This is a genomic window from Massilia sp. DJPM01 (assembly GCF_030348125.1).
GTDB classification, from domain to species: domain Bacteria; phylum Pseudomonadota; class Gammaproteobacteria; order Burkholderiales; family Burkholderiaceae_D; genus Telluria_A; species Telluria_A frigida.
Genome location: NZ_JAQOZV010000023.1, coordinates 1 through 25,452, shown reverse-complemented (window position 1 = coordinate 25,452; position 25,452 = coordinate 1). Strand labels below are relative to the sequence as shown.

Here is a 25,452-nt window from a genome sequence, read left to right as displayed (position 1 = left end):
GCGCGTTTCTCATTGGAGAATCCATGCTCAGGTTGAAGTACCTTCCTTTCGCGCTGCTCGTGTTCAGCGCCCCCGTGTTGGCCCAGGATGGCGCCGTGCGTCCGGCCGACTCGCCCGAAATCCACACCGCCTATGCCGACAAGGCCGGCTGGGCCGCCAAGAAATTCATGGTCGCCGCCGCCAACCCGCTGGCGGTCGATGCCGGCTATCAGATCCTGCGCCGTGGCGGCAGCGCCATCGACGCCGCCATCGCCACCCAGCTGATGCTCACGCTGGTGGAACCGCAATCGTCCGGCATCGGCGGCGGCGCCTTCCTGATGCATTACGACGGCAAGAATGTGCAAGCCTTCGATGGCCGCGAAACGGCGCCCGCGGCGGCCGACGAACACCTGTTCCAGAACCAGGATGGCACGCCGCTCTCGCGCAGCGCCGGCGTGGTGGGCGGGCGCTCGGTGGGCGCGCCGGGCGTGCTGCGCATGCTGGAACTGGCGCACCGCCAGCACGGCAAGCTGCCGTGGAAGGCGCTGTTCGCGCCGGCCATCGCCATGGCCGACAAGGGCTTCCCGGTCAGCCAGCGCCTCAACGGCATGCTGATGTTCGACCAGCACCTGCGCAAGGACCCGGTGGCCGCCGCTTATTTCTACGACAAGGATGGCAAGCCCTGGCCGATCGGCCACCTGCTGCGCAATCCCGCGCTGGCCTCGACCCTGCGCGAGATCGCCGCCGGCGGCGCCGACGCTTTCTACAAGGGCCACATCGCCAAAGACATCGCGGCCAAGGTGGCGGCCCATCCGAGCAACCCGGGCCTCTTGAGCGCGGCGGACATCGCCGGCTACCAGCCCAAGGTGCGGGTGCCGGTGTGCAGCGACTACCGCGCCTACACCGTGTGCGGCATGCCGCCGCCGTCGTCGGGCGGGATCGCCGTGGCGCAGATGCTGGGCATGCTGGAAACGAAGGATATGCGCGCCTACGCGCCGGTCGATGGCGTGCTGGGCGCCGACGCGGTGCACCTGTTTACCGAAGCCGGGCGCCTGGCCTACGCCGACCGCAACCGCTATGCGGCCGACACCGATTTCGTGCCGCTGCCGGGACGCGGCATTCCGAGCCTGATCGACAAAACCTATCTGCGCCAGCGCGCCGCCCTGATCGGCGACAAGTCGATGGGCACCGCCGCAGCCGGCACGCCGCCCGGCATGGAAGTGGCGTGGGGTCTCGATAACGCCATCGAAACCGCGTCCACCTCGCACTTCGTGGTGGTCGACGGCAAAGGCGCCGGCCTGTCGATGACGACCACGGTGGAAGACGCTTTTGGGTCGCGCCAGATGGTCGATGGCTTCATCCTGAACAACCAGCTCACCGATTTCTCCTTCGATTCGGCCGACGCCAGCGGCCCCGTGGCCAACCGGGTCCAGGCCGGCAAGCGCCCGCGCAGCGCCATGTCGCCGACGGTGGTGTTCGACCGCGCGACCGGCAAGCTGGTGCTGGCGGTCGGTTCGCCGGGCGGCCCGGCCATCATCAACTACGTGGCCAAGACCCTGGTCGGCACGCTCGACTGGGGCCTGAATGTGCAGCAGGCCATCAGCCTGCCCAACTTCGGCAGCCGCAACGGGCCGACCGAGCTGGAACAGGGACGTTTCAGTCCGGCCGTGCAGGATGAACTGAAGGCGCGCGGCCACTCCCTGCGCAGCTACGAAATGACTTCCGGCCTGCATGGCGTGCAGCGCATCCTGATCCACGGCCAGCCATGGTGGTTCGGCGGGGCCGATCCGCGCCGCGAAGGCGTGGCCAGGGGCGACTAGATTGTGACTGACTGCCTATTGCAAAAAGTGTACAAGTCCTAAGTTTCTCCCGCAAGGCGGGCAGACCCTGATACGCTTGGCGAATGGAAACGGAACAAAAAACGGGCTTGATCCTCACCGGCGGTGGCGCGCGCGCCGCCTATCAGGTGGGGGTGCTGCAGGCGATCTCGCAAATCTTGTGGGAGGCCGGCTGGCGGCCCGCGCGCAACCCCTTCGACATCATCTGCGGCACCTCGGCCGGCGCCATCAACGCCGTGGCCCTGGCCTGCCGCGCCGATAACTTTGGCGAGGGCGTGCAAAAGCTGCTCGACGTGTGGGAAAACTTCACCGTCGAACAAGTCTACCGCGCCGATTCGCTGGGCGTGCTGCGCTCCGGCGCGCGCTGGCTGTCGCTGCTCTCGTTCGGCTGGCTGCTGCGCAAATGGCGCGCCGCGCCGCCGGCCTCGCTGCTGGACAACACCCCGCTGGTGGGCCTGCTGCACCGCATGCTCGACTTGCCGCGCCTGGACGCGGCCATGTCGGACGGCTTGCTGCATGCGCTGGCGGTCACCGCCTCGTCCTACACGGCCGGCAACCACATCACCTTTTACCAGACCGCCGCCGACATCGCGCCCTGGGTGCGCATGCAGCGCATCGCGCTGCAAGACCAGATCGGGGTCGAGCACCTGCTGGCGTCGTCGGCGATTCCCTTCATTTTCCCGGCCGTGCCGCTGTACCTGGGCAGCCACCGCGAATTTTGCGGCGACGGCTCGATGCGCCAGCTCGCGCCCATTTCGCCGGCCATCCACCTGGGCGCGTCCAAGGTGCTGGTGGTGGGCGCCGGGCGCCTGTCCGAACCGAACCGCGACACGCCCGGCCAGGCGCGCTATCCGAGCCTGGCGCAGATCGCCGGCCACGCCATGTCCTCGATTTTTCTCGACAGCCTGGCGGTCGACATCGAGCGCCTGAACCGCATCAACCTGACCTTGTCGCTGCTGCCGGAGGAATACCGCCAGAAGATGCCCCTGAAACCGGTGGAGCTGCTGGTGATCGCCCCGTCCGAACGGCTCGACGTGATCGCCAGCCGCCACACGGCCAGCCTGCCGGCGCCGATCCGCACCATGCTCTCCGGGATAGGCGCGACCGAGGCGCGCGGTTCGGCGCTGGCCTCGTACCTGCTGTTCGAATCGAGCTACACCTGTGAACTGATCCAGCTCGGCCAGCGCGACACCCATGCGCGGCGCGCCGATGTCCTGACTTTTTTCGGCTCCTGAGCCGCGCGCGCCGGAACCGCCATGGAGAACTTCATGAAAGCACTGATTGTTGACGATGACGTGGTCTCGCGCATCGCGCTCATCGACCTGCTGTCGGTGTACGGCATTTTCGACCTGGTCGAAGCGGAAGATGGCGCCGCGGCCTGGGCCATGCTCCAGCAAGGCTTGCATCCGGTGATCTGTTTTTGCGACGTGCGCATGCCGCGCATGTCCGGCATCGCCCTGCTCGAGCGCATGAAGGGCGATCCGGCGCTGGCCCAGGTGCCGTTCGTGCTGGTCTCGTCGGCCTCCGACCGCGACACCGTGCTGCAGGCGGTGACCCTGGGCGCGGTCGGCTACATCCTGAAACCACTGCACGCGGCCGAAGCGCGCGCCCATCTGGAAAAAATCTTCCGCATTACGCTCGACAAGCTGGCCGAAGACCCGGCCACCACCATGAAACGCCTGAACATCGGGTCGGACCGGCTGGGCGCCTACCTGAACGCTTTCGCCGAACAGCTGCTGGCCGGGCGCGCCGCCATCGTCGCGCTGCTCGAAGCCGGGGAGGGCGCCGACGCCCGCCTGCGCATCGATTCGGTGCACACCGGCTGCATGACGCTCGGCCTGTGGCATGTCGCCTCCCAGCTCGATACGGCGCGCCGCAGCCTGCCCGACGCGCGCGCCGTGGCGGCGGTGCTGGACGAGGTGAGCGAATCGGTGCGGCGCCAGCTGAGCCGCCTGCGCGCCGGCGCGGCCGACAACGAAGGAGCGCTTGCCTGAACCCGATCCGACGCTTGGCCGCCCTGGCGGCGCTGTTCCTCCTGCTGTGCTGCCTGCCGTTCGCGGGCAGCCAGGCCGCGCCCGCACGTACCTTGCGCTTCGAGCACCTGAGCGTGGAACAGGGTCTGGCCCAGGAATCGGTGCTGGCGGTGGCCCAGGATGCCGAGGGCTTCATGTGGTTCGGCAGCCAGGCCGGCCTGTCGCGCTTCGACGGCTACCGCGTCACCACTTACCGCAACGTGGTCGGCAACCCGCGCAGCCTGGTCAACAACTGGGTGCGCGTGCTGCACGTGGACCAGGGCGGCCGCCTGTGGATCGGCACCGACGGCGGCCTTGACCGCTTCGATCCGGCCACCCAGACCTTCACCCATTACGCGCCGGACGAACCGGTCAAGCGCGGCAACGGCAACCTGCACGTGCGCGCCATCGCCGGCGACGGCCGCCAGGGACTGTGGCTGGGCACCAGCGACGGCTTGCAGCACTTCGACATGGTCAGCGGCAAATTCAAGGTCTGGCACCACGTGCCGGGCGACCCGGGCAGCCTGGCCGACGACCAGGTCAATGCGCTGGCGGTCGACGCCGGCGGGCGCGTGTGGGTCGGCACCTCGTCCGGCGTGGACAGCCTGGCGGTCGGCGCGCGCGCCTTCGAGCACTATCCCGCGCTCGGGGTCGACCACAAGAACAAGATGGTGCAGGCGCTGCTGGTCGACACCGACCAGACCCTGTGGATCGGCAGCCTGGGTGGCCTGGAAAGCTGGAAGATCGGCAGCGCTGCCTCGCAGCGCCGCCAGCTGGGCGTGGCGGACGGCCTGCGTTCAGGCTACATCACCACCCTGTACCAGGACCAGGACCGCAACGTGTGGGTCGGCAGCCATACCGACGGCCTGTATCGCTGGCAGCCGGCCACGCGCCGCTTCGCCAACTACCGCCATCTGCCGGGCGACAAGCATAGCGTGGCCGACAACCAGATTTCGGCCATGTACCGCGACCGCGTCGGCACCTTCTGGGTCGGCACCTGGTATGCCGGCGTGAGCCGGGTCGACTTGAACAGCGGCGGCTTCGCGCGCATCGCGCGCCACGCCGAGATTCCCGATACCCTGTCCGACAACAAGGTGCGCGCGATTGCCGCCGCGCCCGGGGGCGACCTGTGGATCGGCGCCAACAGCGGCTTGAACCGGCTCGATCCGGAAACCGGCCAGGCGCGCCTGTACCGGCACGACCCGGATAATCCCAACAGCCTGGCCGGCATTCCGGCCAGCGCGCTGGCGCACGACCGCGACGGCATGCTATGGATCGGCAGCCATTCGGGCGTGGCGCGCTTCGATCCGGCCAGCGGCAATTTCACGCGCCAGTCCTTCGCCGAGGGCGACCCGGACGGCAACCATATCCGCGGCATGCTGTCCGACCGCGCCGGCGTGATGTGGATCGCTTCGCGCGGCGGCCTGCACCGGCTCGATCCGGCCACGCGCGCCGTCGTCACCTACCGCCACGATGCCGCCGACAGTTCCAGCCTGGCCGACAACGTGGTGCGCCCGCTGCTGGAAGACCGCCGCGGCCAGCTGTGGATCGGCACCTTCGACGGCCTCGACATGCTCGACCGCGCCAGCGGCAAGTTCCGCCACTTCCGCCACGATCCGGCCAACCCGGCCAGCATCAGTCACGACGAGGTGCACTATCTGCACGAAGACAAGAAGGGTGTCTTGTGGGTCGGCACCGCGGCCGGCTTGAACAAGATGAGCATCGGCGCCGGCGGCGCGGTGAGCTTTCGCCGCTACACGGTGGCCGACGGCGTGGCCGACGACGCCATCGCCGCCATCCTGGAGGATGAAGAGGGCAAACTCTGGCTCAGCACGAATACCGGCATTTCGCGCTTCGATCCCCTGACCGGCCTATTTCGCAACTACAGCGCCGGCGACGGCACCATCGAAGGCGCCTACTTCGACGGCTCGGCCCTGCGCACGCCGGACGGCACCATGTATTTCGGCGGCTTCAATGGGGTGACCGCCTTCAACCCCAAGGCCATCAGCGACAACCGGATCGCCCCGCGCGCGGTCATTACCGGCTTCCAGATCTTCAACCGGCCGGCCGCGCTGGCGCGACCGGGCCTGTTCAAGGGGCCGATCGAGTCGACCCGCGCGGTCACGCTGGGGGCGGCCGATTCGGTGTTTTCGCTCGAATTCTCGGCCCTGCATTACGCCGCGCCGCAGCGCAACCTGTTTTCGTACCGGCTCGACGGCTTCGACCAGAACTGGGTCAGCACCGATGCCAGCCGCCGCTTCGCCACCTACACCAACCTCGATCCCGGCACCTACACCTTCCGCCTGCGCGCCGCCAACAAGGATGGCGTGTGGAGCGAGGAGGGCGCCACGCTGGCCATCACGATCCTGCCGCCGGTCTGGAAAACCTGGTGGTTCCGCACCCTGTCGGTGCTGCTGGTGCTGGGCAGCGCCTGGTGGGCCTACCGCGCGCGCCTGTCCGGCCTGCGGCGCCAGAAAGACATGCTGGAAACCCAGGTGGCGGCGCGCACCGAGGAAATCGAGCAGCAGAACCGCCTGCTGGAGCGCCAGAAGGGCGAGCTCGAAGCGCAGCGCCTCGACGCCGACAACCAGCGCGCCGAGGCCGAGCAGCGCCGCTTCGACGCCGAACGCCAGAAGGAAGAAGTCGAGCGCCAGAAAGAAAATGTGGAACTGGCGCACCGGAATATCTCGGTGCTGTCCGAGATCGGGCGCGAGCTGACCGCCACGCTCGACATGGAAACCATCATGAGCACCGTGTACCGCCACGTGCACCACCTGATGGATGCGCGTATCTTCGGCATCGGCTTTTATCGCGAAGACCTGGGCGTGATCGAGTTCCCGTTCGCGATGGACCAGGGCGTGCGCAGCCAGTTCTATACGCGCTCGCTGGACGATCCGCATCAATTCGCGGTGTGGTGCCTGAAGCACCGGCGCGAAGTGTTCATCAACGACCTGGATGCCGAATATCACCGCTACCTGGACGCCGAACAGAGCGCGGTGCCGGTCCCGCCGCTGCGCCTGGACGGCAGAGCGCGCTCGCTGCCGGTGGCGATGATGTATGTGCCTTTGACCGTCAAGGAACGCATGATGGGCGTGCTGTGCGTGCAGAGCGTGGAGATCAATGCCTACCACCGCGTGCATCTGGACATGCTCAAGACGCTGGCCGCGCACGCGGCGGTGGCGCTCGACAATGCGCGCGCCTACCGCGAGCTGGAAGAAACCCAGGCGCGCCTGGTGGAGCAGGAGCGCCAGGTACGCCTGAACACCGACGAACTGGCGCTGGCCAACCGCGCGCTCCAGGAAAACGACGAGCGATTGCGCCTGGCCAAGCAGAAGGCGGAAGACGCCACGCGCCAGAAGTCCGAATTCCTGGCCAATATGAGCCACGAAATGCGCACCCCGCTGGCGGGCGTGATCGGCATGCTCGGGTTTGCGCTGCGCGACGGCCAGCTGCAGGAAAACACGCGCGAACAGATCCTGCGCGGCCAGGCCAATGCGCAGTCGCTGCTGACCATCATTAACGACCTGCTCGATTTTTCCAAGATCGAGGCGGGTAAGCTGACCATCGAGAATATCGATTTCGGGCTCACCGGCGCCGTCGAAAACGTGGTCAGCCTGTTCGAGGAGCAGGCCGCCGCGCAAAGCGTGCTCTTCAATGTGTCGCTGGCCGATGACTTGCCGCGCTTCGTGGTAGGCGACCCGACCCGCCTGCGCCAGGTGCTGGTCAACCTGGTCGGCAATGCCTTCAAGTTTACCAACAACGGCGCGGTGCGCCTGGCGGTCGAGCGGGTGGCGCCGGTGCCGGGCAGCGCGCCGGGCGTGAACATGATCCGCTTCGCGGTGAGCGACACCGGCATCGGCATCGCCCCGGATGCGGTGGAACGCCTGTTCCAGAAGTTCGAGCAGGCCGACAGCACCACCACGCGCCGCTACGGCGGCACCGGACTGGGACTGGCGATCTGCCGCCAGCTGGTCGAGCTGATGGGCGGCTCCATCAGCGTCGACAGCACCGAGGGCGTGGGCAGCACCTTCAGCGTGCTGCTGCCGCTGGCCGACGGCGTGGCCCCGCCGATGGTGCCGCACGTGCCGCGCGAGCCGCACAGCCACCGCCTGAAGGTGCTGTGCGCGGAAGACTTCCCGACCAACCAGATCATCATCCGCATGATGCTGGAAGACCTGGGGCACAAGGTCGACATTGCCGACAGTGGCGTGCTGGCGGTGGCGGCGTGCGCGCGCACGCGCTATGACCTGATCCTGATGGATGGGCGCATGCCCGAGATGGATGGCGCCAGCGCCACGCGCCTGATCCGCGCCGGCGGCCCGCCGGAAGCGCCAGTGCGCGACCAGGAACTGATGATCGTGGCGCTGACCGCCAACGCCAGCGAGGAAGACCGCAGCCGCTACCTGGCCTGCGGCATGGACGACTTCCTGACCAAGCCGATCGACGAAGCGGCCCTGCATCATCACCTGAGCCGCGCCATCGAGCGCCAGCTCCAGCGCGGCATCAGCCTGGCGCCGATGCCGCAGCCGCGCGTGGAACGCCCGCCCACCACGGCCGAACTGGACGCCATGTTCGGCGTCGATACCGGCCCTGCGCCGCTGGCGGGGCCGGCGGCCCACAACGCCGGGCGCCGCGCCAGCGACCTGAAAGCGCGCATGCGGGCCGCCTTCGCCAGCGACCTGCCGAGCCGCCGCGCCGACCTGGAAGAAGCCATCGTCACCCATGATTCCGAGACGGCCGGGCGCCTGCTGCACGGCTTCAAGGGCAGCTCTTCCTACCTGGAGGCGACCGAACTGCACCAGCTGTCGGGCGAGATGGAAGAAGCGGCCGACGCGCGCCGCTGGGACCTGATCGCCGTGGCCATGCCGCGCCTGCGCGAACTGCTGTCCGCTTACGACAACGCGTAGCTCCTCAAGCGCCGACCCGCTATGCATATGCTGTAATATTGGCCTATAAACTATTGGTATAAACTTCCGGAATCGGTTGTTGCGGGTTTTTTGGCGTTGTTGCGTACGGGAGGTGGCCGAATGAAGGTTCTGGTGGTGGATGACGACATCGTATCGCGCATGGTGCTGATGCACCTGATCGACTCCTGCGGCCAATTCGAAATCCTCGAAGCAGAGGACGGGGTAGACGCCTGGAACCAGCTCGAACAGGGCTTGCGCCCGGCAATCTGTTTTTGCGACCTGCGCATGCCGCGCCTGTCCGGCATGGACTTGCTGCAGCGCGTGCGCGCCGACGGCGCCCTGGGCGCGATGCCCTTCGTGCTGGTGTCATCGGCCACCGACCGCGACACGGTCGACCAGGCCAGCGGCCTGGGCGCGTCGGGCTACATCGTCAAACCGTTCCAGGGCGAGCAGGTGCGCGAGCACATGGCCGGCCTGGCCAGGCACGCCCCGATCGCGGTACCGTTGCGCGCCGAAAAGGTACAGGCCACGCTGCTGCGCCTCGGAATCGGCGCCGAGCGCCTGATGGTCTACCTGGGCGGCCTGCAGTCGCAGGTGGCGGCGGCCGGCACCGACGTCGCCGGCCTGCTCGAACGCGGCGAGAACGGCGCGGCGCACGTGCGCATCGACCGCCTGCACGCCGGCTGCGTCACGCTGGGCCTGAACGGCGCGGCCGACACGCTCAAGGCGCTGCCGCCCGGCGCGCTCGATGCGGCCCAGGTCAAGCTGGCGCTGGCCGAGGTGGTGCGCTCGGCGATGCACCAGAGCGAGGCGCTCAAACGCCAGGGAATCGCTTCCTGACGACGACGCACGAAAGCGCTTGATGTTGTGATAGTTTAAGTCTAAAGTATCCGTCGGGTGAACGAGGACCCGACCACTGATACTTTTTTCGGGGCGACCATGACACGATTGACCGCATCGCAACTGAGCGCTTCGGCCTACCAGGACGGCTTTGCGCGCGAACACCTGCCGCCGCCGGGCCAGTGGCCCGACTTTTTGTTCGACCTGCCGGAGCTGGACTATCCGCCGCAGCTGAACTGCGCCGCCGAACTGCTCGACGCCGCCGTGGAGCGCGGCTGGGGAGAGCGCACCGCCATCGCCGGCGAGCACGAAAGCTGGACTTACGCGGAGCTGCAACGGCGGGTCGACCGCGTCGCCCACGTGCTGCGCGCCGACCTGGGACTGGTCACCGGCAACCGCGTGCTGCTGCGCGGCGCGAACAATCCAATGATGGCCGCTTGCCTGCTGGCGGTGCTCAAGGCCGGCCTGATCGCGGTGCCCACCATGCCGCTGCTGCGCGCGCGCGAGCTGACCGCCATCGTCGACAAGGCCAGCGTGGACGCGGTGCTGTGCGCGGCCAGCCTGCGCGGCGAGATCGACGCCATCGCCGCCTTGCCGCGCCATGTGGTGACGTTCAACGACCCTGACAATCCGGCCTCGCTCGAAGCCATGATGGCGCGCCATCCGGTGCCGTTCGCCGCGCACGCCAGTGCCGCCGACGACGTGTGCCTGATCAGTTTTACCTCGGGCACCACCGGCATCCCCAAGGGGACCATGCATTTTCACCGCGACGTGCTGGCCATCTGTGATTGTTTTCCGCGCCATACGCTGGCCGCGCGCGCGGACGATATCTTCATCGGCACGCCGCCGCTGGCCTTCACTTTCGGGCTGGGCGGGCTGCTGCTGTTCCCGATGCGCGTTGGCGCGGCCGGGGTGCTGCTCGAAAAACTCACGCCCGACACGCTGCTGGCAGCCATCGAAAAATACCGCGCCACGGTGTGCTTCACCGCGCCGACCTTTTACCGCCAGATGGTGCCGCTGGCGGCGAATTACGACCTGTCGAGCCTGACGCGCACCGTGTCGGCCGGCGAAGCGCTGCCGCTGGCCACGCGCCAAGCCTGGCAGGCGGCCACCGGGCTGCGCATGATCGACGGTATCGGCGCGACCGAACTGCTGCACATCTTCATCTCGGCGGCGGGCGACGCGATCAGGCCTGGCGCGACCGGCAAACCGGTGCCGGGTTACCAGGCCTGCATTCTCGATGCGAACGGCCAGCAGGTGGGACCGGGCGTGATCGGCCGGCTGGCGGTGAAGGGGCCGACCGGCTGCCGCTACCTGGCCGACGAGCGCCAGAAGGATTACGTGGTCGACGGCTGGAACCTCACCGGCGACGCCTACGAGATGGATGCCGACGGCTATTTCCATTACCGTTCGCGCACCGACGACATGATCATCTCGGCCGGCTACAACATCGCCGGCGCCGAAGTCGAAGAGGTGCTGCTGCGCCACGACGCGGTGGCCGAATGCGGCGTGATCGGGCGTCCTTGCGAGGAGCGTGGCCAGGTGGTGGAGGCGCACGTGGTGCTTCAACCTGGCTTCGAGCCGACCGCGGCGCTGGCCGCCCAGCTGCAGGAGTTCGTCAAGCTGCAGATCGCTCCCTATAAATATCCCCGCTCGCTCAGGTTCATCGACAAACTGCCGCGTACCGAAACCGGCAAGCTGCAGCGCTTCAAGCTGCGCGCAAACTAAACCGAAGACGAACCTCATGAATATTGTGTGCATCGGCGGCGGCCCCGCCGGACTGTATTTCAGCCTGCTGATGAAAAAGCAGGACCCGTCCCACCAGATCACCGTCGTCGAACGCAACCGGCCTTACGATACCTTCGGCTGGGGCGTGGTGTTTTCGGACCAGACGCTGGGCAACCTGGTGAACGCCGACGAGCCGAGCGCGCGCGAGATTCTGCAATCGTTCAATCACTGGGACGACATCGACATCTTCTTCAAGGGCGAGAAAGTGACGTCGGGCGGGCATGGCTTTTGCGGCATCGGCCGCAAGCGCCTGCTCAACATCCTGCAGCAGCGCTGCGAGGAACTGGGCGTGCAGCTGGTGTTCGAAAACGAGGTCGAGGACGACCAGGCGCTGGCGGGCAAGTACGGGGCCGAGCTGGTGATTGCTTCGGACGGCTTGAACAGCCGCACCCGCAAGCGCTACGCCGGCACCTATCAGCCCGAGATCGAGGCGCGCCGTTGCCGTTTCGTGTGGCTTGGCACGCGCAAGAAGTTCGATGCGTTCACGTTCGCCTTCGCGGAGACGGAGCACGGCTGGTTCCAGGCCCATATATATCAGTACGATGGCGATACCTCGACCTTCATCGTCGAAACGCCGGAGCAGGTGTGGCGCCGCGCGGGACTGGACCAGATGACGCAGGAAGAGAGTATCGCGTACTGCGAGCGCCTGTTCGCCGACCAGCTGGACGGGCATGCGCTGATGTCCAATGCGCCGCATTTGCGCGGTTCGGCCATGTGGATTACTTTTCCGCGCGTGGTGTGCGCGCAGTGGGTGCACTGGAACGGGGCGGTGCCGGTGGTGCTGATGGGCGACGCGGCCCATTCGGCGCATTACTCGATCGGTTCGGGCACCAAGCTGGCGCTGGAAGACGCGATCGAGCTGGCGCGCTGTTTCGGGGCGCACGCGGATGCGGCGCAGGCGCTGGCGGCCTACCAGGAAGTGCGCGCGGTTGAAGTGCTCAAGCTGCAAAGCGCGGCGCGCAATTCGATGGAGTGGTTCGAAAACGTGGAACGCTACACCGCCATGGAGGCGCCGCAGTTCGCGTACTCGATGCTCACGCGCAGCCAGCGCCTGTCGCACGAAAACCTGCGCCTGCGCGACCCCGCTTACGTCGCCGGCTTCGAGGCCTGGATTGCGCGGCGCGCCTGCGAGCAGGCGGAATTGGCATTGCCGGCCGGCGCGCGCATGCCGCCGATGCTCACTCCCTTCAAGCTGCGCGGCGTGACGCTGAAAAACCGCATCGTGGTCTCGCCCATGGCACAGTATTCAGCGCTTGACGGCGTGGCGGGCGACTATCATCTGGTGCACCTTGGCGCGCGCGCCCTGGGTGGCGCGGGACTGGTGTTTGCCGAGATGACGTGCGTGTCGGCCGATGCGCGCATCACCCCAGGCTGCCCCGGCATGTACGCGCCCGAACACACGGCGGCGTGGAAGCGCATCGTCGATTTCGTGCATGCCGCTTCGGACGCCAGGATCGCGCTGCAACTGGGCCACGCGGGGCCGAAAGGATCGACCCGCGCGATGTGGGACGGGATCGACCAGCCGCTCGAGAGCGGCAACTGGCCGCTGCTGGCCGCGTCGAGCGAACAGTATCTGGAGGGCGTTTCGCAGACCGCGCGCGCCGCCACGGTCGACGACATGGACCGCATCGAAGCCGATTTCGTGCGCGCCACGCGCGCGGCGTTTGAGGCGGGCTTCGACTGGCTGGAGCTGCACTGCGCGCACGGCTATCTGCTGTCGTCGTTCATTTCGCCGCTGACCAACCGGCGCGGCGACGAATTCGGCGGCAGCCTGGAAAACCGCTGCCGCTATCCGCTGCGGGTGTTTCGCGCGATGCGCGCCGCCTGGCCGGTCGACCGGCCGATCAGCGTGCGCATTTCGGCGCACGACTGGGTCGACGGCGGCATCACGCCCGACGACGCGGTGCTGATCGCGCGCCTGTTCAAGGATGCCGGCGCCGACATGATCGACTGCTCGTCGGGGCAGGTCAGCAAGCGCGAAAAACCGGTGTACGGACGCATGTTCCAGACCCCGTTCGCCGACCGCGTGCGCAATGAGGCGAAGATTCCGACCATTGCGGTCGGCTCGATTTTCGAGGCCGATCACGCCAACAGCATCATCGCGGCCGGCCGCGCCGATCTGTGCGCGGTGGGGCGGCCGCATCTGGCCAACCCGGCGTGGACATTGACAGAAGTGGCGCGCATCGGCTTTTCGGCGATCGACTGGCCGAAGCAGTACCGGCCGGCCAAGCTGCAGCTGGAGCGCAACCTGGAACGCGAACGCCAGCTGGCCGCCGCCGGTGCCGGTTTGAGTCCGCAGCAGGTTGCGGCCAGATTGCTGGAGGGCTGATGGACGAGCTCTCACCGCGGGACGATGGCACGGCGCTGGACCTGGCCAGCCGCCTGACGCAGGATCATCACCAGTCGCTCAAGCTGTGGCTGCGCATGCTTTCGTGCACGGTGCGCATCGAGAACGAGATTCGCAGCCGCCTGCGTACCACCTTCGACATCACCTTGCCGCGCTTCGACCTGATGGCGCAGCTGGAGCGCCATCCGGACGGGCTGCGCATGGGCGAGCTGTCCAAGCGCATGATGGTCACCGGCGGGAACATCACCGGCATCACCGACCAGCTGGAACAGGAAGCGCTGGTGGTGCGCGTGCCCGACCCGAAGGACCGGCGCGCCTACAGCGTCAAGCTGACGTGCGAGGGCCACATCGCGTTCGCCAAAATGGCGGTGGTGCACGAGGAGTGGATCGCCGACCTGCTCAAGGATATGTCGCCCGACGACAAGGGGCAGCTCATCGCGCTGCTCTCGCAAATGAAACAGCATCTTCAATAAGGAATACCATGCGTTACCTACCAGGCCAGGCGCAGCAATTGCCCGGCAACCGCAGCGCGCTGGCGTCGTACCGGGCCAGCCACTTTCGTTTCGAGGTCGAGGGCGCGGTCGCGACCCTGACCCTGAACCGGCCGGAGCGCAAGAATCCGCTCACCTTCGAGTCCTACGCCGAGCTGCGCGACCTGTTTCGCGCGCTGGCGTATGCGGACGATGTGAAGGTGCTTGTCATTACCGGCGCGGGCGAGAATTTTTGCTCGGGTGGTGATGTGCACGACATCATCGGTCCCTTGACGCAACTCGACATGCCCGGCCTGCTGGCGTTTACGCGCATGACGGGTGATCTGGTCAAGGCGATGCGTGCCTGTCCGCAGCCGGTGATCAGCGCGGTCGATGGCATCTGCGCCGGCGCCGGTGCGATCCTGGCGCTGTCGTCGGACATGCGGATCGGGACTGCGCGCAGCAAGACGGCGTTTCTGTTCACTCGGGTCGGCCTGGCCGGCTGCGACATGGGCGCGTGCGCGCTGCTGCCGCGCGTGATCGGGCAGGGACGCGCCGCCGAATTGCTGTACACGGGCCGTTCGATGTCGGGCCTCGAAGCCGAACGCTGGGGCTTTTTCAACAGTATCAGCGAGTCGGAAACGCTGCTGGCCGATGCGCAGGCGCTGGCCGCTTCGCTCGCTTCGGGGCCGACGTTTGCGCATGGCATGACCAAGAAAATGCTGCAGCAGGAATGGAATATGGGCGTGGACGAAGCCATCGAGGCCGAAGCGCAGGCGCAGGCGATCTGCATGGCGACCAATGACTTTCATCGCGCTTATCACGCCTTCGTGGCCAAGCAGCGGCCGGTATTCGAGGGGGATTGAGATGGCTGACAAAACGTATCTGGACTGGCCGTTTTTCGACGCCAAACACGCTGCGCTGGAACAGGCACTGGACACGTGGGCGAGCGCCAGGCTGTCGCCCACGCACGGACGCGATGTCGATGGCGCCTGCCGCGCGCTGGTGCGCCAGCTTGGCACGGGCGGCTGGCTTGAGCATGCTGTTGGCGTGATCGACACGCGCGCCATTTGCCTGATCCGCGAAACGCTGGCGCGCCACGATGGCCTGGCCGATTTCGCATTCGCCATGCAGGGCCTGGGATCGGGCGCGATTTCGCTGTTCGGCAGCGCCGCCAACAAGGAGCGCTACCTGCCGCGGGTGGCGCGCGGCGAGGCGATTGCGGCGTTCGCGCTGTCCGAGCCGCAGGCCGGGTCGGACGTGGCGGCGATGCAGTGCGCGGCTGTACGCGACGGCGACGATTATGTGCTTGATGGCGAGAAGACCTGGATTTCCAACGGCGGTATCGCCGACTTTTACGTGCTGTTCGCGCGTACCGGCGAGGCGCCTGGCGCGCGCGGCATCAGCGCGTTCATCGTCGATGCCGATACGCCCGGGTTGTCGGTGGCCGAACGGATCGAGGTGATCGCACCGCATCCGCTGGCGCGCCTGCGTTTCGATGGCTGCCGCGTCCCAAGCTCGCAGCGCCTGGGCGAGGCAGGGCAGGGCTTCAAGGTGGCGATGGCGACGCTGGACGTGTTCCGCACCTCGGTTGCGGCGGCGGCGCTGGGCTTTGCGCGGCGCGCCTTCGACGAGGCGATCGCGCATGCGAGCACGCGCAAGATGTTCGGCCAGACCCTGGCCGACTTCCAGCTCACGCAAGCGAAGCTGGCCGAGATGGCGACCGGGATCGATGCGGCGGTGCTGCTGACGTACCGGGCGGCGTGGCAGCGCGACCAGGGCCGCAAGGTCACCAAGGAAGCGGCCATGGCCAAGATGACGGCGACCGAAACGGCGCAGAAGGTCATCGACGCGGCGCTGCAGATGTTCGGCGCGATGGGCGTGGTCAGCGAGCATCCGGTGGAGCGGCTGTACCGCGAGATCCGCGCGCTGCGCATTTACGAAGGCGCTACCGAGGTACAGCAATTGATCATCGCGCGCGAGTTGCTGCGCGAAACCGCGCCGGCGCTGGAAGGGAAGGCATAGCATGGAATTTCTACAACCGCCGGGCTGGGTACGGGCACGCGGCTATTCAAATGGCGTGGCGGCCAGCGGACGCACGGTGTGCGTGAGCGGCATGATCGGCTGGGATGGCCAGGGCGTGTTTCACACGGATGACTTCGCCGGGCAGGTGCGCCAGGCGCTGCAAAATGTGGTCGACGTGCTGGCCGAGGGTGGTGCGCGGCCCGAGCACATCGTGCGCATGACGTGGTACGTGCTCGACAAGCACGAGTATCTGCGGGCGCACAAGGAAGTCGGCGCGGCATATCGCGACGTCATCGGCAGGCACTTTCCGGCCATGACGGCGGTGCAGGTGGCTGGCCTGATCGAGGATAAGGCGCGCGTGGAAATCGAAGTGACGGCAATCGTGCCGGCGTAGCTTGCCTGGGGCGGGGGCGGGCGGGAGGGCCGCCGGATCGAAGAATGCTTCGTGCTTCGCCGGCAGCAAAGCGCTGAGCTTCTCAATTTCTTCAATTTGTTCCCCTTGTCCTTACGTGGTCTGACTCACGTCAAGGCGCGTGTGGGACACCCGATGACGGCAGCCGTACACGCCTACACTGGATGGCGCGGTGCGTGCCGTGCCAGGCAGGGGATGACGATGAGTATGAATGCCGTACCGAGCGGGCCGCCGGAACCTGACAACAAACGTGCGCCCGTTGCCGGTGGCGGGGGACCGCCGTATGATGGCGGCATGGACCGCCGCCTCACCGTGCTTGAAACGCGCTTTGACACCATCTTGCCGACCTTGGCGACCAAGGCGGACTTGGCCGAGTTGCGTGTTGGGCTTGTCGATTTGTGCATGCGTTCAAATAATGAATTGCGGCTTGAGATGGAAAAGATGCGATCCGAGCTGCGCAATGAGGTACATGGCACCTTGATGAAGGCAATGATGTGGTTCGGCGCGCTTGCGATGACCGTGATCTTCAGCATCGCCGGCATGGGCATCTACTTGAGCAATCAGGTCACGGCTCAGATCACTAACCAGATCAGCAATCTTGCCACACGTCTGCAGGTTCCCCGCGCGCCGTCGGCAACCCCTCCGGATAGGCAAGTACCTGGTGCTTTGCCGCCCGCCCAGCGCTGAGCTTTTCAATTTGTTCCCCTCGTCCTTGCGTTGTCTGACTCACGTCAAGGCGCGCGTGGAACACCCGATGACGGCAATCGTACAAGCCTACACTGGATGGCACGGCGCGTGCCGTGCCAACCGGGGATGTCGATGAGTATGAATGCCGTGCCGAGCGGGCCGCCGGAACCTGACAACATAGGTGCGCCCGTTGCCGGCGGCGGGGGACCGCCGTATGATGGCGGCATGGACCGCCGCCTCACCGTGCTCGAAACGCGTTTTGATACTATCTTGCCGACCCTGGCTACCTAGGCGGACCTGGCCGACTTGCGCCTCGATATCAACGAAAAAGTAGACAAGCTGCGTTCCGAATTGCGCGGAGAAATGAGCGGCTTGCGTCTGGACCTGAACGAAAAAATGGACAAGTTGCGTTCGGATTTCGACACTGCGTTGATGAGCACGGTGACATGGTGCGCTGGTATTGCCATCACGCTGTTCGTCGGCATGGCCGGCCAAGGCCTGTATCTGGGAACCCAGATCAATAAGCTCGCTGCGCGCCTGCCTCCGGTATCGCCTGTGCCACCAGGGCCGGACCGGCCGGCGGCATCACCCGCGCGAACCGTACCTCACGCGCCGCCCCAGCCGGGGTCCGCACCGGATACCCGTTAAACAACGCCGATTGCATTGCCACGCGCGGCGCCGGCGTTAGCCGGGAACAGGCTGCGTCCCGTCCCGGTTCGCAGCGCTCGCTTACCTGATCGGAGCGGCCATCCTGCTGCCGCTGATACTGGCTTACACAGTGCCGCTGTCCTGGCTTTTCAAGGGGGGAATCAGGACGGGGGAGGGCTGTCACGCTTGAGCGGCGGGACACGGAAATAGCATGGGCGCGTGCCTTTCTTGAGGGAAATGTGCGACAGCATTCAGGCCGAGCTTGTAGGCTGCGGCTTTCGGACGGAGCGTCGCCAGCCGTCCACCGCACTTGAAGGAGACCACATTTGACTATCCATGACATCACCTCCCCACTGGCCGGGATCGCCCCCTCCAACTGGCTGCTCGCGTCCGCCGTGGCGGTCGGCAGCTATGTCATCCTGCACGGCGCCGTCGTGCTGTTCCGCCGCCACCTCGCCACGCTGAGCGAGCAGGGACGGGCCGACCGCCCGGCCGCCGAATTGCTCAAGGCCACCCTGGCGCGCACCAGCAAGCTGGCGCTGATGGTCACCGCGCTGCTGTTCGGGCTGACCGTGCTCGACCTCGGCGCGCCGTGGGACGAGCGGGTGCGCCATCTCTGGTTCATCGCCCTTGGCGCCCAGCTGGCGCTGTATCTGGACCGCGCGCTCAGCGTCGGCGCGCAGCGCTACTTCCGCAGCCGCGCCGGTGCACCGGACGCGCCCGCCACCGTCGCCAACACCCTCATGCTCTGGGTACTGAAAACCGTGCTGTGGGTGGTGTTTTTGCTGGCCGTGCTATCCAATCTCGGGATCGATGTGTCGACTCTGGTGGCCAGCCTGGGCATCGGCGGGATTGCCGTCGCGCTGGCGGTGCAAAACATTCTCGGCGACCTGTTCGCCTCGCTCTCGATCGCTGTCGACAAGCCGTTTGAAGTGGGCGACGCGATCAGCGTCGCCGGCTTTTCGGGCAATGTCGAACACGTGGGCCTGAAGACGACCCGGATCCGCTCCGACAGCGGCGAGCAGATCGTCATCGCCAACGCCGAACTGCTGAAAAACACGCTGCGCAACTTCAAGCGCATGTCGACCCGGCGTGTGCAGTTCTCGCTGCGCGCCAATCCGTCGACCAGCACCGCGCAGGCGGCCCAGGTGCCGGCCGCGCTGCGCGCCATCATCGAAGCGCAGGAGGGCGTGCGCTACGACCGCGTGCACCTGAAAAGCGTGACCCAGGAAGCGCTCGAATTCGATGTCGTGTTCCATGTGCTCGATCCTTCCTACGGGCGCTATATGGATATCCAGCAAACCATCCTGCTGGCCGCGATGGAAGCGTTCGAGCAACTGGGCGTGTCGACGGTGGGCGCCGCGCGCCATGTGCTGATCGAGCGGGTGGCGCGGGCCGCCAGCGCCACGCCGGCGGCGCCCGTCAAGCCGGCCGCGGCGCTGCATCATATTGTGTCGACGCGCAAGCAACCGGCCTGAATCGGCGTGTTGCAGCGGTAACGAAATGGCCTGTGCCGGCGTTTCCGCGCACAATATCACCGAGGAGGAAAGCGCACTATGGATACCGCGGTCAGATTTCCCACCACGCCCAAGGCCATCAGGGCGCGTGCACTCAAGCTGTCGGCCCGCATGAACGTCGAGAAAGCCTTCCAGGCGATCATGCGCAATTGCCTCGACCAGATCGAGGCCAACGAAAACGGGGTGATCAAGTACCATGACGTCGAGAGCCTGCACCAGATGCGGGTCGGCCTGCGCCGCCTGCGCTCGGCCCTCGGCATGTTCGATGAGGTGCTCAGCCTGCCCATGGCGCTGCGCCAGGAGCTGGACTGGCTGGTTTCCCAGCTGGGACCGGCGCGCGACTGGGATGTGCTGGCCGGCTCGACCTTGCCGCGCATCACCACCGGCCTCGATGCGGACGCCGCGCTGGTGCGCGTGCAGCACGCCGCCGCCGACCAGGCCGTGGCCCTGCATGCGGTGGCCGGCGCGGCTGTCGCGTCGGAGCGCTACCAGAACCTGATCGGGCGCCTGGAGCGCTGGCTTGACGAGCGCGGCTGGCGAGCGATGCAGTTGTCTATCGACAAGGTTCGGCTCAAGATGCGCATCGGCGACTTCGCCAGCGGCATTCTGGAAAAGGACCAGCAGCGTCTTCTCAAGCGCGGCCGCAAGCTGAAAGGCGCCGGCCCCGAGGCGCGCCACCGGCTGCGCATCGCCGCCAAGAAAACGCGCTATGCCGCCGAATTTTTCGCCGCGCTGTATCCGCAAAAAACCGTGCGGCCCTACGTCAACGCGCTGGCCGGCTTGCAGGATGAACTCGGCCTGATGAATGACGCCAGCGTGGCGGACCGCCTGCTCCGGGAGTTGAACGATGGGAACGACGAATTGAAGGATGGCACCGGCTTCCTGCGCGGCTACCTGGCGTCGCATCAGCGCCAGGGCGGCGGCAAATTGCGCAAGCTGTGGAAGCGCTTTATGCCCTTGCGCGCGCCTGGGTAGGATGTTGGGGCGGGTAGGGGGCGGCCAACATCTGCCTGCCGGCGCCGCCAAGCTCGACACTTGGGCACTCAATCGGATAAACTTTTGCATGAATGCCATTCGTTGGCATTCCTCGAAGGGGACGATATGGCGATGACACCGACTTACCGCACAGCTGCATTTGCGGGGGGTATGGTCATCTGTGGGCATTGGCGGCATCGAGGCAATGCAAGACGCGAGCCCGGATTCTCTCCTCAGCGGCAACCTGGCAACGCTGCTTGCCTTCGCCGTGTTCTTCTTTGTGCCGATGCTTTTCCTCGTGATCGGCCGGGATACCGGCGCATTCAGCCGCACCTGGTTTCTCGACCCGCAAGAATGCGAGGCGTACTGGGGCGTCACGAAGAGGGGGCTGGTCTGGTTTGCCAGCGCTGCGCTGGCGGGCACCATCGTCTCGCTGGCCGCAAGCGTACTGCGCATGCTGTAGCGGTCCGGCGCGCAGGCAGGCTGGGCGCGCCGCTGGTGCGGGCACTGCTCGTCGCCCCGAACAGGCTGGTTAGCTTTTTCCCGCGCACTTGCGGCGCCATTCATCCACTTGGCGTAGACCTCGAAAAACATTCTCGGGTTGACGTGCCCCATTTGCGCCGACACATACGCATGGGTTCATGCCGGCGTGAAGGCACATGGTCGCGAACGAGTGCCTGGTCTGCCGAACGTCGCGGTCGCGAATGCCCAGCTTCTTGAGCGTCGGCCGCCAGACGATCTGCACAGGCGAGCCGGTGTCTTGGCCCGCTTGAGGGCGATCTGTTCCGAGGGGCGCACGCCGGGGAAAAATACAAACTCAAAATAGTTGTGCCACTGCTCGTCGTAGTTGGTCCGAATGTGCTCAAGCACGGTTCCGATTTCCTCGGTGTCGAGCGGGTCCGGCTTTGCCTTGAGCGCATGAGCAAATACCCGGTGGGGCTGTTCTAGACGTCTTTCTGGGACGGATGATCTACGATAAACCGGCGCAAATAATGGTTTGTGAAGAGGCAGTGTCGTAGTTGTTAAATTAAGTATTGTGGTTTTCACGCTGGCAATTACGCCAGCATCCTTTCGTAGAGGACAGAAAAACCATGCCCAACACCTGCCAGTTTCCGTCATATATTCGTCTCATACGTTCCGCCCCAATATTGCTGTTTCTGGTGCTCGGCAGTGCGCACGCAGAGAACGGCTTTCCAGAGGGAACGCTCGGTTGGTGGTCTTACACAGCGGGGGTCTTCAAACCGGATATGTATGTGGCGGACCCGGTTACTGCATGTGGAAGGACGGCAATCAATCACACGGGACAGCCGCTTGTCTCGATGAAGCCCTACCACGGCCGCCGCGACTTTTTTGAATGCAATTACAGGCTTTTTGCAGGCGGCAGTGTTTCTTGGCTTGGGAACACCCATCTGGACTGCGCACCGGGATACACGACCTACGGCCAGGGCGTTTGCCGCAAAGAGGGACAGGAGATTCCCGGACCCTTGAAATGCGGGGAGGCAGCAGGAAACCCGGTGCAGTTCGTCAGCGGCGCTAAAGTCCAGCACGAAACCGACCTGGCCGGCGGTGCTAACGCTGCGCTGCGGGTTCAGCGCACTTACCGCAGCGCGCGTGAAAACGCATTCGGTCAGTCAGCTGGCATGGCCTGGTCGTTTTCTTTCGAGCGCGTCTTTTCCGCGCCGCGAACACGCAATAGCACGATCCGACCAAGCGTGACGGGAACCTTGAGAGATGGCAGCGCTTTTCAGTTCTCGCGGCGGGCTGACGGCAAAAACGAGTCAGACTACGACAAGAGCATGACGCTGGATGTGCAAGGCCCCGATGACGCCGTTTGGCTCATGACAACGCCGGACGGCACGGTCGAACGCTACATCCGGACGGACGATGATTTCAGGCTCAGCAGCGTGCATACCCGCGCTGGCATGGCGACGCACTATACCTATGATGAGAAAAACCATCTCAGGGAGATTGTCGACGCCGGTGGTCGCAGGCTGAAAATCGAATGGGAGGGTGAGCTCGTCGTGTCGATCTCCAGTGCCACCGGCGGCGTGCGCTACGAATATGACCAGCCCGCTTTCGCCGGCGACACGGTGATCGAAGGTATGGACCGCCTGATCGGCGTGCACTTCCTCGACCGCTCCGGTACCGAGATGTCATCGCGCGCGTACCACTACGAAGACGCCAACAATCGATTCCTGCTCACCGGCATCACCGATGAACATGGCAAGCGCTTTGCCACGTATGCGTACAACGGCGACGCACAGGCCGTACTGTCGGAGCACGCCGACGGTGCACAACGCTACACGTTTGCCTATCCCAGCCGAACCACGCGGATCGTCACCGATCCGCTCGGCAGCAGCCGCAACATCGACATTGCGTACGCCTCCCATCGCAGGAGCCGGATAACTGCGCAAAGCCAGCCCGCTGGCGCTGGCTGCGCTGCAAGTGCCAAGGCGACCACCTACAGCGCCAAAGGCGACGTGGCGAGCCGTACCGACTTCAATGGAAACAAGACTTGCTTCATCAGCGACCCCGTCCGTGGAACCGAGCTGGCACGCACGAGCGGGCTGGCCAGGGATGCCGTATGCCCCGCGAGTATCGATAGCGCGATTCCAGCCGGCGCGCGCAAGACGAGTACGCGCTGGCATCCGGACTGGCCCCTGGCCACCACTACTGCCTCGCCTGGGCGCGTGGAAACGACCGTCTACAACGGCCAGCGCGATGCCTCCGGCAAGGTCGTGGAATGCGCCGGCGGCGCAGTGCTGCCCAACGGGAAGCCGATCGCCGTCGCATGCCGCAGGGCCGTCCAGGCGACCACGGACAGTAACGGTGGACTCGGCTTTGCGGCCGTCCGAACCGGTCCTGTCCAGGAACGGCGCTACACCTACAATCGCAACGGACAGATGCTGACGAGCAGTGGTCCGGTCGGTGCCAATGACAAAGCCGAATCGTCCAGCAGGGTCTATTTTGCCGACACCAGCGCAAGCCACGCTCCGGGCGACCTGGCGAGCGTGCGCAACAGTGTTGGCGAGGTCACCAGTTACCTCGAATACAGCGAGGATGGCTTGCCGACGAAAATTCAGCGTCACACGGGCCAGATTGTCGGGATTGAATACGGCCCGCGCCAGCGCCTGGTGTCCAGCACCGTTCGCGATGCCAGCGGACGCACTGAAACCACGCGCTACGAGTACGACGTTGCCGGGCAACTGATCCGTATGACTGCACCCGACGGCTCGGCGCTAAGCTACAGCTACGACGACGCGCATCGCCTGACCGGCTTGCGCGATCGTTCCGGCAACAGCATCGGCTTCACGCTTGATGCGATGGGTAAAGTCGTGCGCCAGGAGGTGAAAGATCCGAGCGGCAAACTGGTCGCACAGACCACGCGTGCCTTCGACGCGCTCAGCCGCCTGCAACGGGAACAGCGCAGTGCCAACGACCCCGGTGCGCGCTTTGAATACGATGCGGTCGGAAACCCGACGGCGAGCGCCGATCCGATGGGCCGCTAAGGGAACTTATGACGCCTTGAACCGTCTAACACAGCAGACACTTCCCGCCGCCGATGCTGCGGGCAAGCCGGCAGTGATCGATTATGCCTACACGCCGCAGGATCAGCTTGCCTCCGTGCTCGATCCGCGCCGCTTGCAAACACGCTACGTCGTCAACGGGTTGGGGCAGCAAACGGCGCTCATCAGCCCGGACACCGGCACAACGACCACGCAGTTCGATGGAGCCGGGAACGTGATAGCGAGCCTTGACGCGGCTGGACGCAAGATCGCCTATCGATACGACGCGGCGGGGCGCGTGACCGCCATCGGCACCAGCACGTTCGAGTATGGCGTTACCGGCAGCCCGGCCGCGGGCCGCGTGACCACAATGACGGATGAGGCTGGGAAAACGGTGTACGCCTACGATGGCATGGGAAGGCTTACCAGGAAAGAACAGACGAGCGGCCGGGAGTTCAGACGCTTCGTGACTTCCTACACCTACGGCAGCGAAGGGAGTGCCGTGGGACACGCCACGTCGATGACCTACCCCAGCGGCAATCGCGTCGACGTCACCTATGACAGCAACGGGAAGCCGTCCGCCCTGAGCCTGACGCGCCCAAATGCTGCGCGCACGACGATTCTGAGCGACATCATGTACCAGCCTTTCGGCGCTGCGCGCTCCTGGTTGTGGGGTAATCACAGCGCGGGCAGTCCCAACAAATACGAGCGCCGGTTCGACCTTGAGAACCGGCTGGTCAGCTATCCGCTGGGACACCCGGCGGCCGGCGGTGCGCTACGCACGCTTAGTTACGACGCCGCCGGGCGCATCGTTTCCAGCACACACAAGGGTGGCACGCCGGGCAAGCTGGACCAGCGCTATTACTACGATGGACGTGATCGCCTGGTCGGTTTTGATAGTGCCGTCGGGGGCCAGAGTTTCGAGTACGATGCCAATGCTAACCGCACCAGATTGAAAGTCGGCCCCAACAGCTACCTCAACACTATCGAGCCCGGCAGCAATCGGCTTACTTCCACGTCCGGACCCGTGCCCGCCAAACGCAATACGTATGACGCCACGGGTAACCTCATAAGTGACGGAACGATACGCTACGTCTACGGCAACAATGGGCGCCTGGGCAGCACCACGGGCCCCGGTGGCGCGGCTGTCCAACACCGCTACAACGGGCTCGGCCAGCGGGCCATCAAGTCTGATTCGGCCGGCGTATCGACTTACTTTGTCTACGACGAGTCCGGGCAAATGGTAGGTGAGTACAACAGCGCCGGCACGCCGATACAGGAAACCGTTTACCTCGAGGGGATTCCGGTTGCCGTGGTCAAGCCGCGCGCAAGTAGTGCGGAAGAAAATGCATACTACGTCTATGCGGACCACCTGGAGACACCAAGGGTCATTACGCGCGCCGGCGACAACAAGATGGTGTGGCGCTGGGATGGGGCAAATCCGTTTGGTGAGGATCAACCGGATGAAAACCCTATCCGCCTGGGAAGTTTTTCCTATAAT

At 65.6% G+C, this 25,452-nt stretch carries 17 protein-coding genes and 1 pseudogene; all 18 read left to right on the top strand.

The window, feature by feature from the left end:
- Positions 1 to 23 precede the first annotated feature (23 nt).
- Entirely contained in the window at positions 24 to 1,799 is a 1,776-nt protein-coding gene (gene ggt / locus PO883_RS16255; RefSeq protein ID WP_289310698.1) for a gamma-glutamyltransferase, read from the top strand.
- Positions 1,800 to 1,882: 83 nt separating this feature from the next.
- Positions 1,883 to 3,052, top strand: coding sequence for a patatin-like phospholipase family protein (locus tag PO883_RS16250; protein ID WP_167085395.1), 1,170 nt, complete (start codon positions 1,883 to 1,885; stop codon positions 3,050 to 3,052).
- 33 nt (positions 3,053 to 3,085) lie between these two features.
- The gene (locus PO883_RS16245) at positions 3,086 to 3,811 is read left to right on the top strand and encodes a PleD family two-component system response regulator (RefSeq protein ID WP_289310697.1); all 726 of its coding nucleotides are present in this window, start codon (positions 3,086 to 3,088) and stop codon (positions 3,809 to 3,811) included.
- 14 nt (positions 3,812 to 3,825) lie between these two features.
- Positions 3,826 to 8,736 (top strand): two-component regulator propeller domain-containing protein, encoded by a 4,911-nt coding sequence (locus PO883_RS16240; RefSeq protein ID WP_289310696.1) that lies wholly within the window; start codon positions 3,826 to 3,828, stop codon positions 8,734 to 8,736.
- 120 nt (positions 8,737 to 8,856) lie between these two features.
- Entirely contained in the window at positions 8,857 to 9,576 is a 720-nt protein-coding gene (locus tag PO883_RS16235; RefSeq protein ID WP_289310695.1) for a response regulator, read from the top strand.
- 99 nt (positions 9,577 to 9,675) lie between these two features.
- Positions 9,676 to 11,304 (top strand): AMP-binding protein, encoded by a 1,629-nt coding sequence (locus PO883_RS16230; protein ID WP_289310694.1) that lies wholly within the window; start codon positions 9,676 to 9,678, stop codon positions 11,302 to 11,304.
- Between the two features lie 16 nt (positions 11,305 to 11,320).
- Entirely contained in the window at positions 11,321 to 13,693 is a 2,373-nt protein-coding gene (locus PO883_RS16225; RefSeq protein WP_289310693.1) for a bifunctional salicylyl-CoA 5-hydroxylase/oxidoreductase, read from the top strand.
- On the top strand, positions 13,693 to 14,184 hold the full coding sequence (locus tag PO883_RS16220; RefSeq protein ID WP_289310692.1) for a MarR family winged helix-turn-helix transcriptional regulator: 492 nt from the start codon (positions 13,693 to 13,695) through the stop codon (positions 14,182 to 14,184). Before PO883_RS16225 ends, PO883_RS16220 begins: the two co-directional genes overlap by 1 nt.
- Positions 14,185 to 14,192: 8 nt before the next feature.
- On the top strand, positions 14,193 to 15,047 hold the full coding sequence (locus PO883_RS16215; protein ID WP_289310691.1) for an enoyl-CoA hydratase family protein: 855 nt from the start codon (positions 14,193 to 14,195) through the stop codon (positions 15,045 to 15,047).
- A gap of 1 nt (position 15,048) precedes the next feature.
- Positions 15,049 to 16,206, top strand: a complete 1,158-nt coding sequence (locus PO883_RS16210; protein WP_289310690.1) for an acyl-CoA dehydrogenase family protein — start codon at positions 15,049 to 15,051, stop codon at positions 16,204 to 16,206.
- Position 16,207: 1 nt separating this feature from the next.
- Positions 16,208 to 16,600: a RidA family protein gene (locus PO883_RS16205; RefSeq protein ID WP_167085409.1), complete on the top strand. Its 393-nt coding sequence runs from the start codon at positions 16,208 to 16,210 to the stop codon at positions 16,598 to 16,600.
- A 219-nt stretch (positions 16,601 to 16,819) separates the two neighbouring features.
- The gene (locus PO883_RS16200; protein WP_289310689.1) at positions 16,820 to 17,305 is read left to right on the top strand and encodes a hypothetical protein; all 486 of its coding nucleotides are present in this window, start codon (positions 16,820 to 16,822) and stop codon (positions 17,303 to 17,305) included.
- A 306-nt stretch (positions 17,306 to 17,611) separates the two neighbouring features.
- Positions 17,612 to 17,953 carry a hypothetical protein gene (locus tag PO883_RS16195; RefSeq protein WP_289310688.1) on the top strand — a complete coding sequence of 114 codons (342 nt, stop codon included), beginning with the start codon at positions 17,612 to 17,614 and terminating at the stop codon, positions 17,951 to 17,953.
- A 326-nt stretch (positions 17,954 to 18,279) separates the two neighbouring features.
- Positions 18,280 to 19,431 (top strand): mechanosensitive ion channel family protein, encoded by a 1,152-nt coding sequence (locus PO883_RS16190; protein ID WP_289310687.1) that lies wholly within the window; start codon positions 18,280 to 18,282, stop codon positions 19,429 to 19,431.
- 78 nt (positions 19,432 to 19,509) lie between these two features.
- Positions 19,510 to 20,445 (top strand): CHAD domain-containing protein, encoded by a 936-nt coding sequence (locus tag PO883_RS16185; RefSeq protein WP_289310686.1) that lies wholly within the window; start codon positions 19,510 to 19,512, stop codon positions 20,443 to 20,445.
- Positions 20,446 to 20,650: 205 nt separating this feature from the next.
- Positions 20,651 to 20,908 (top strand): hypothetical protein, encoded by a 258-nt coding sequence (locus tag PO883_RS16180; protein ID WP_289310685.1) that lies wholly within the window; start codon positions 20,651 to 20,653, stop codon positions 20,906 to 20,908.
- 628 nt (positions 20,909 to 21,536) lie between these two features.
- Positions 21,537 to 23,954, top strand: coding sequence for a DUF6531 domain-containing protein (locus PO883_RS16175; protein ID WP_289310684.1), 2,418 nt, complete (start codon positions 21,537 to 21,539; stop codon positions 23,952 to 23,954).
- A gap of 16 nt (positions 23,955 to 23,970) precedes the next feature.
- Positions 23,971 to 25,452, top strand: a pseudogene (locus PO883_RS16170) (type IV secretion protein Rhs); the annotation flags it as partial.

Bases quoted from the DNA above. Each gene is read 5' to 3' on its own strand.
- ggt (WP_289310698.1), top strand. From the start codon at position 24: ATGCTCAGGTTGAAGTACCTTCCTTTCGCGCTGCTCGTGTTCAGCGCC.
- PO883_RS16250 (WP_167085395.1), top strand. From the start codon at position 1,883: ATGGAAACGGAACAAAAAACGGGCTTGATCCTCACCGGCGGTGGCGCG.
- PO883_RS16245 (WP_289310697.1), top strand. From the start codon at position 3,086: ATGAAAGCACTGATTGTTGACGATGACGTGGTCTCGCGCATCGCGCTC.
- PO883_RS16235 (WP_289310695.1), top strand. From the start codon at position 8,857: ATGAAGGTTCTGGTGGTGGATGACGACATCGTATCGCGCATGGTGCTG.
- PO883_RS16230 (WP_289310694.1), top strand. From the start codon at position 9,676: ATGACACGATTGACCGCATCGCAACTGAGCGCTTCGGCCTACCAGGAC.
- PO883_RS16225 (WP_289310693.1), top strand. From the start codon at position 11,321: ATGAATATTGTGTGCATCGGCGGCGGCCCCGCCGGACTGTATTTCAGC.
- PO883_RS16220 (WP_289310692.1), top strand. From the start codon at position 13,693: ATGGACGAGCTCTCACCGCGGGACGATGGCACGGCGCTGGACCTGGCC.
- PO883_RS16215 (WP_289310691.1), top strand. From the start codon at position 14,193: ATGCGTTACCTACCAGGCCAGGCGCAGCAATTGCCCGGCAACCGCAGC.
- PO883_RS16210 (WP_289310690.1), top strand. From the start codon at position 15,049: ATGGCTGACAAAACGTATCTGGACTGGCCGTTTTTCGACGCCAAACAC.
- PO883_RS16205 (WP_167085409.1), top strand. From the start codon at position 16,208: ATGGAATTTCTACAACCGCCGGGCTGGGTACGGGCACGCGGCTATTCA.
- PO883_RS16200 (WP_289310689.1), top strand. From the start codon at position 16,820: ATGAGTATGAATGCCGTACCGAGCGGGCCGCCGGAACCTGACAACAAA.
- PO883_RS16185 (WP_289310686.1), top strand. From the start codon at position 19,510: ATGGATACCGCGGTCAGATTTCCCACCACGCCCAAGGCCATCAGGGCG.
- PO883_RS16180 (WP_289310685.1), top strand. From the start codon at position 20,651: ATGCAAGACGCGAGCCCGGATTCTCTCCTCAGCGGCAACCTGGCAACG.
- PO883_RS16175 (WP_289310684.1), top strand. From the start codon at position 21,537: ATGCCCAACACCTGCCAGTTTCCGTCATATATTCGTCTCATACGTTCC.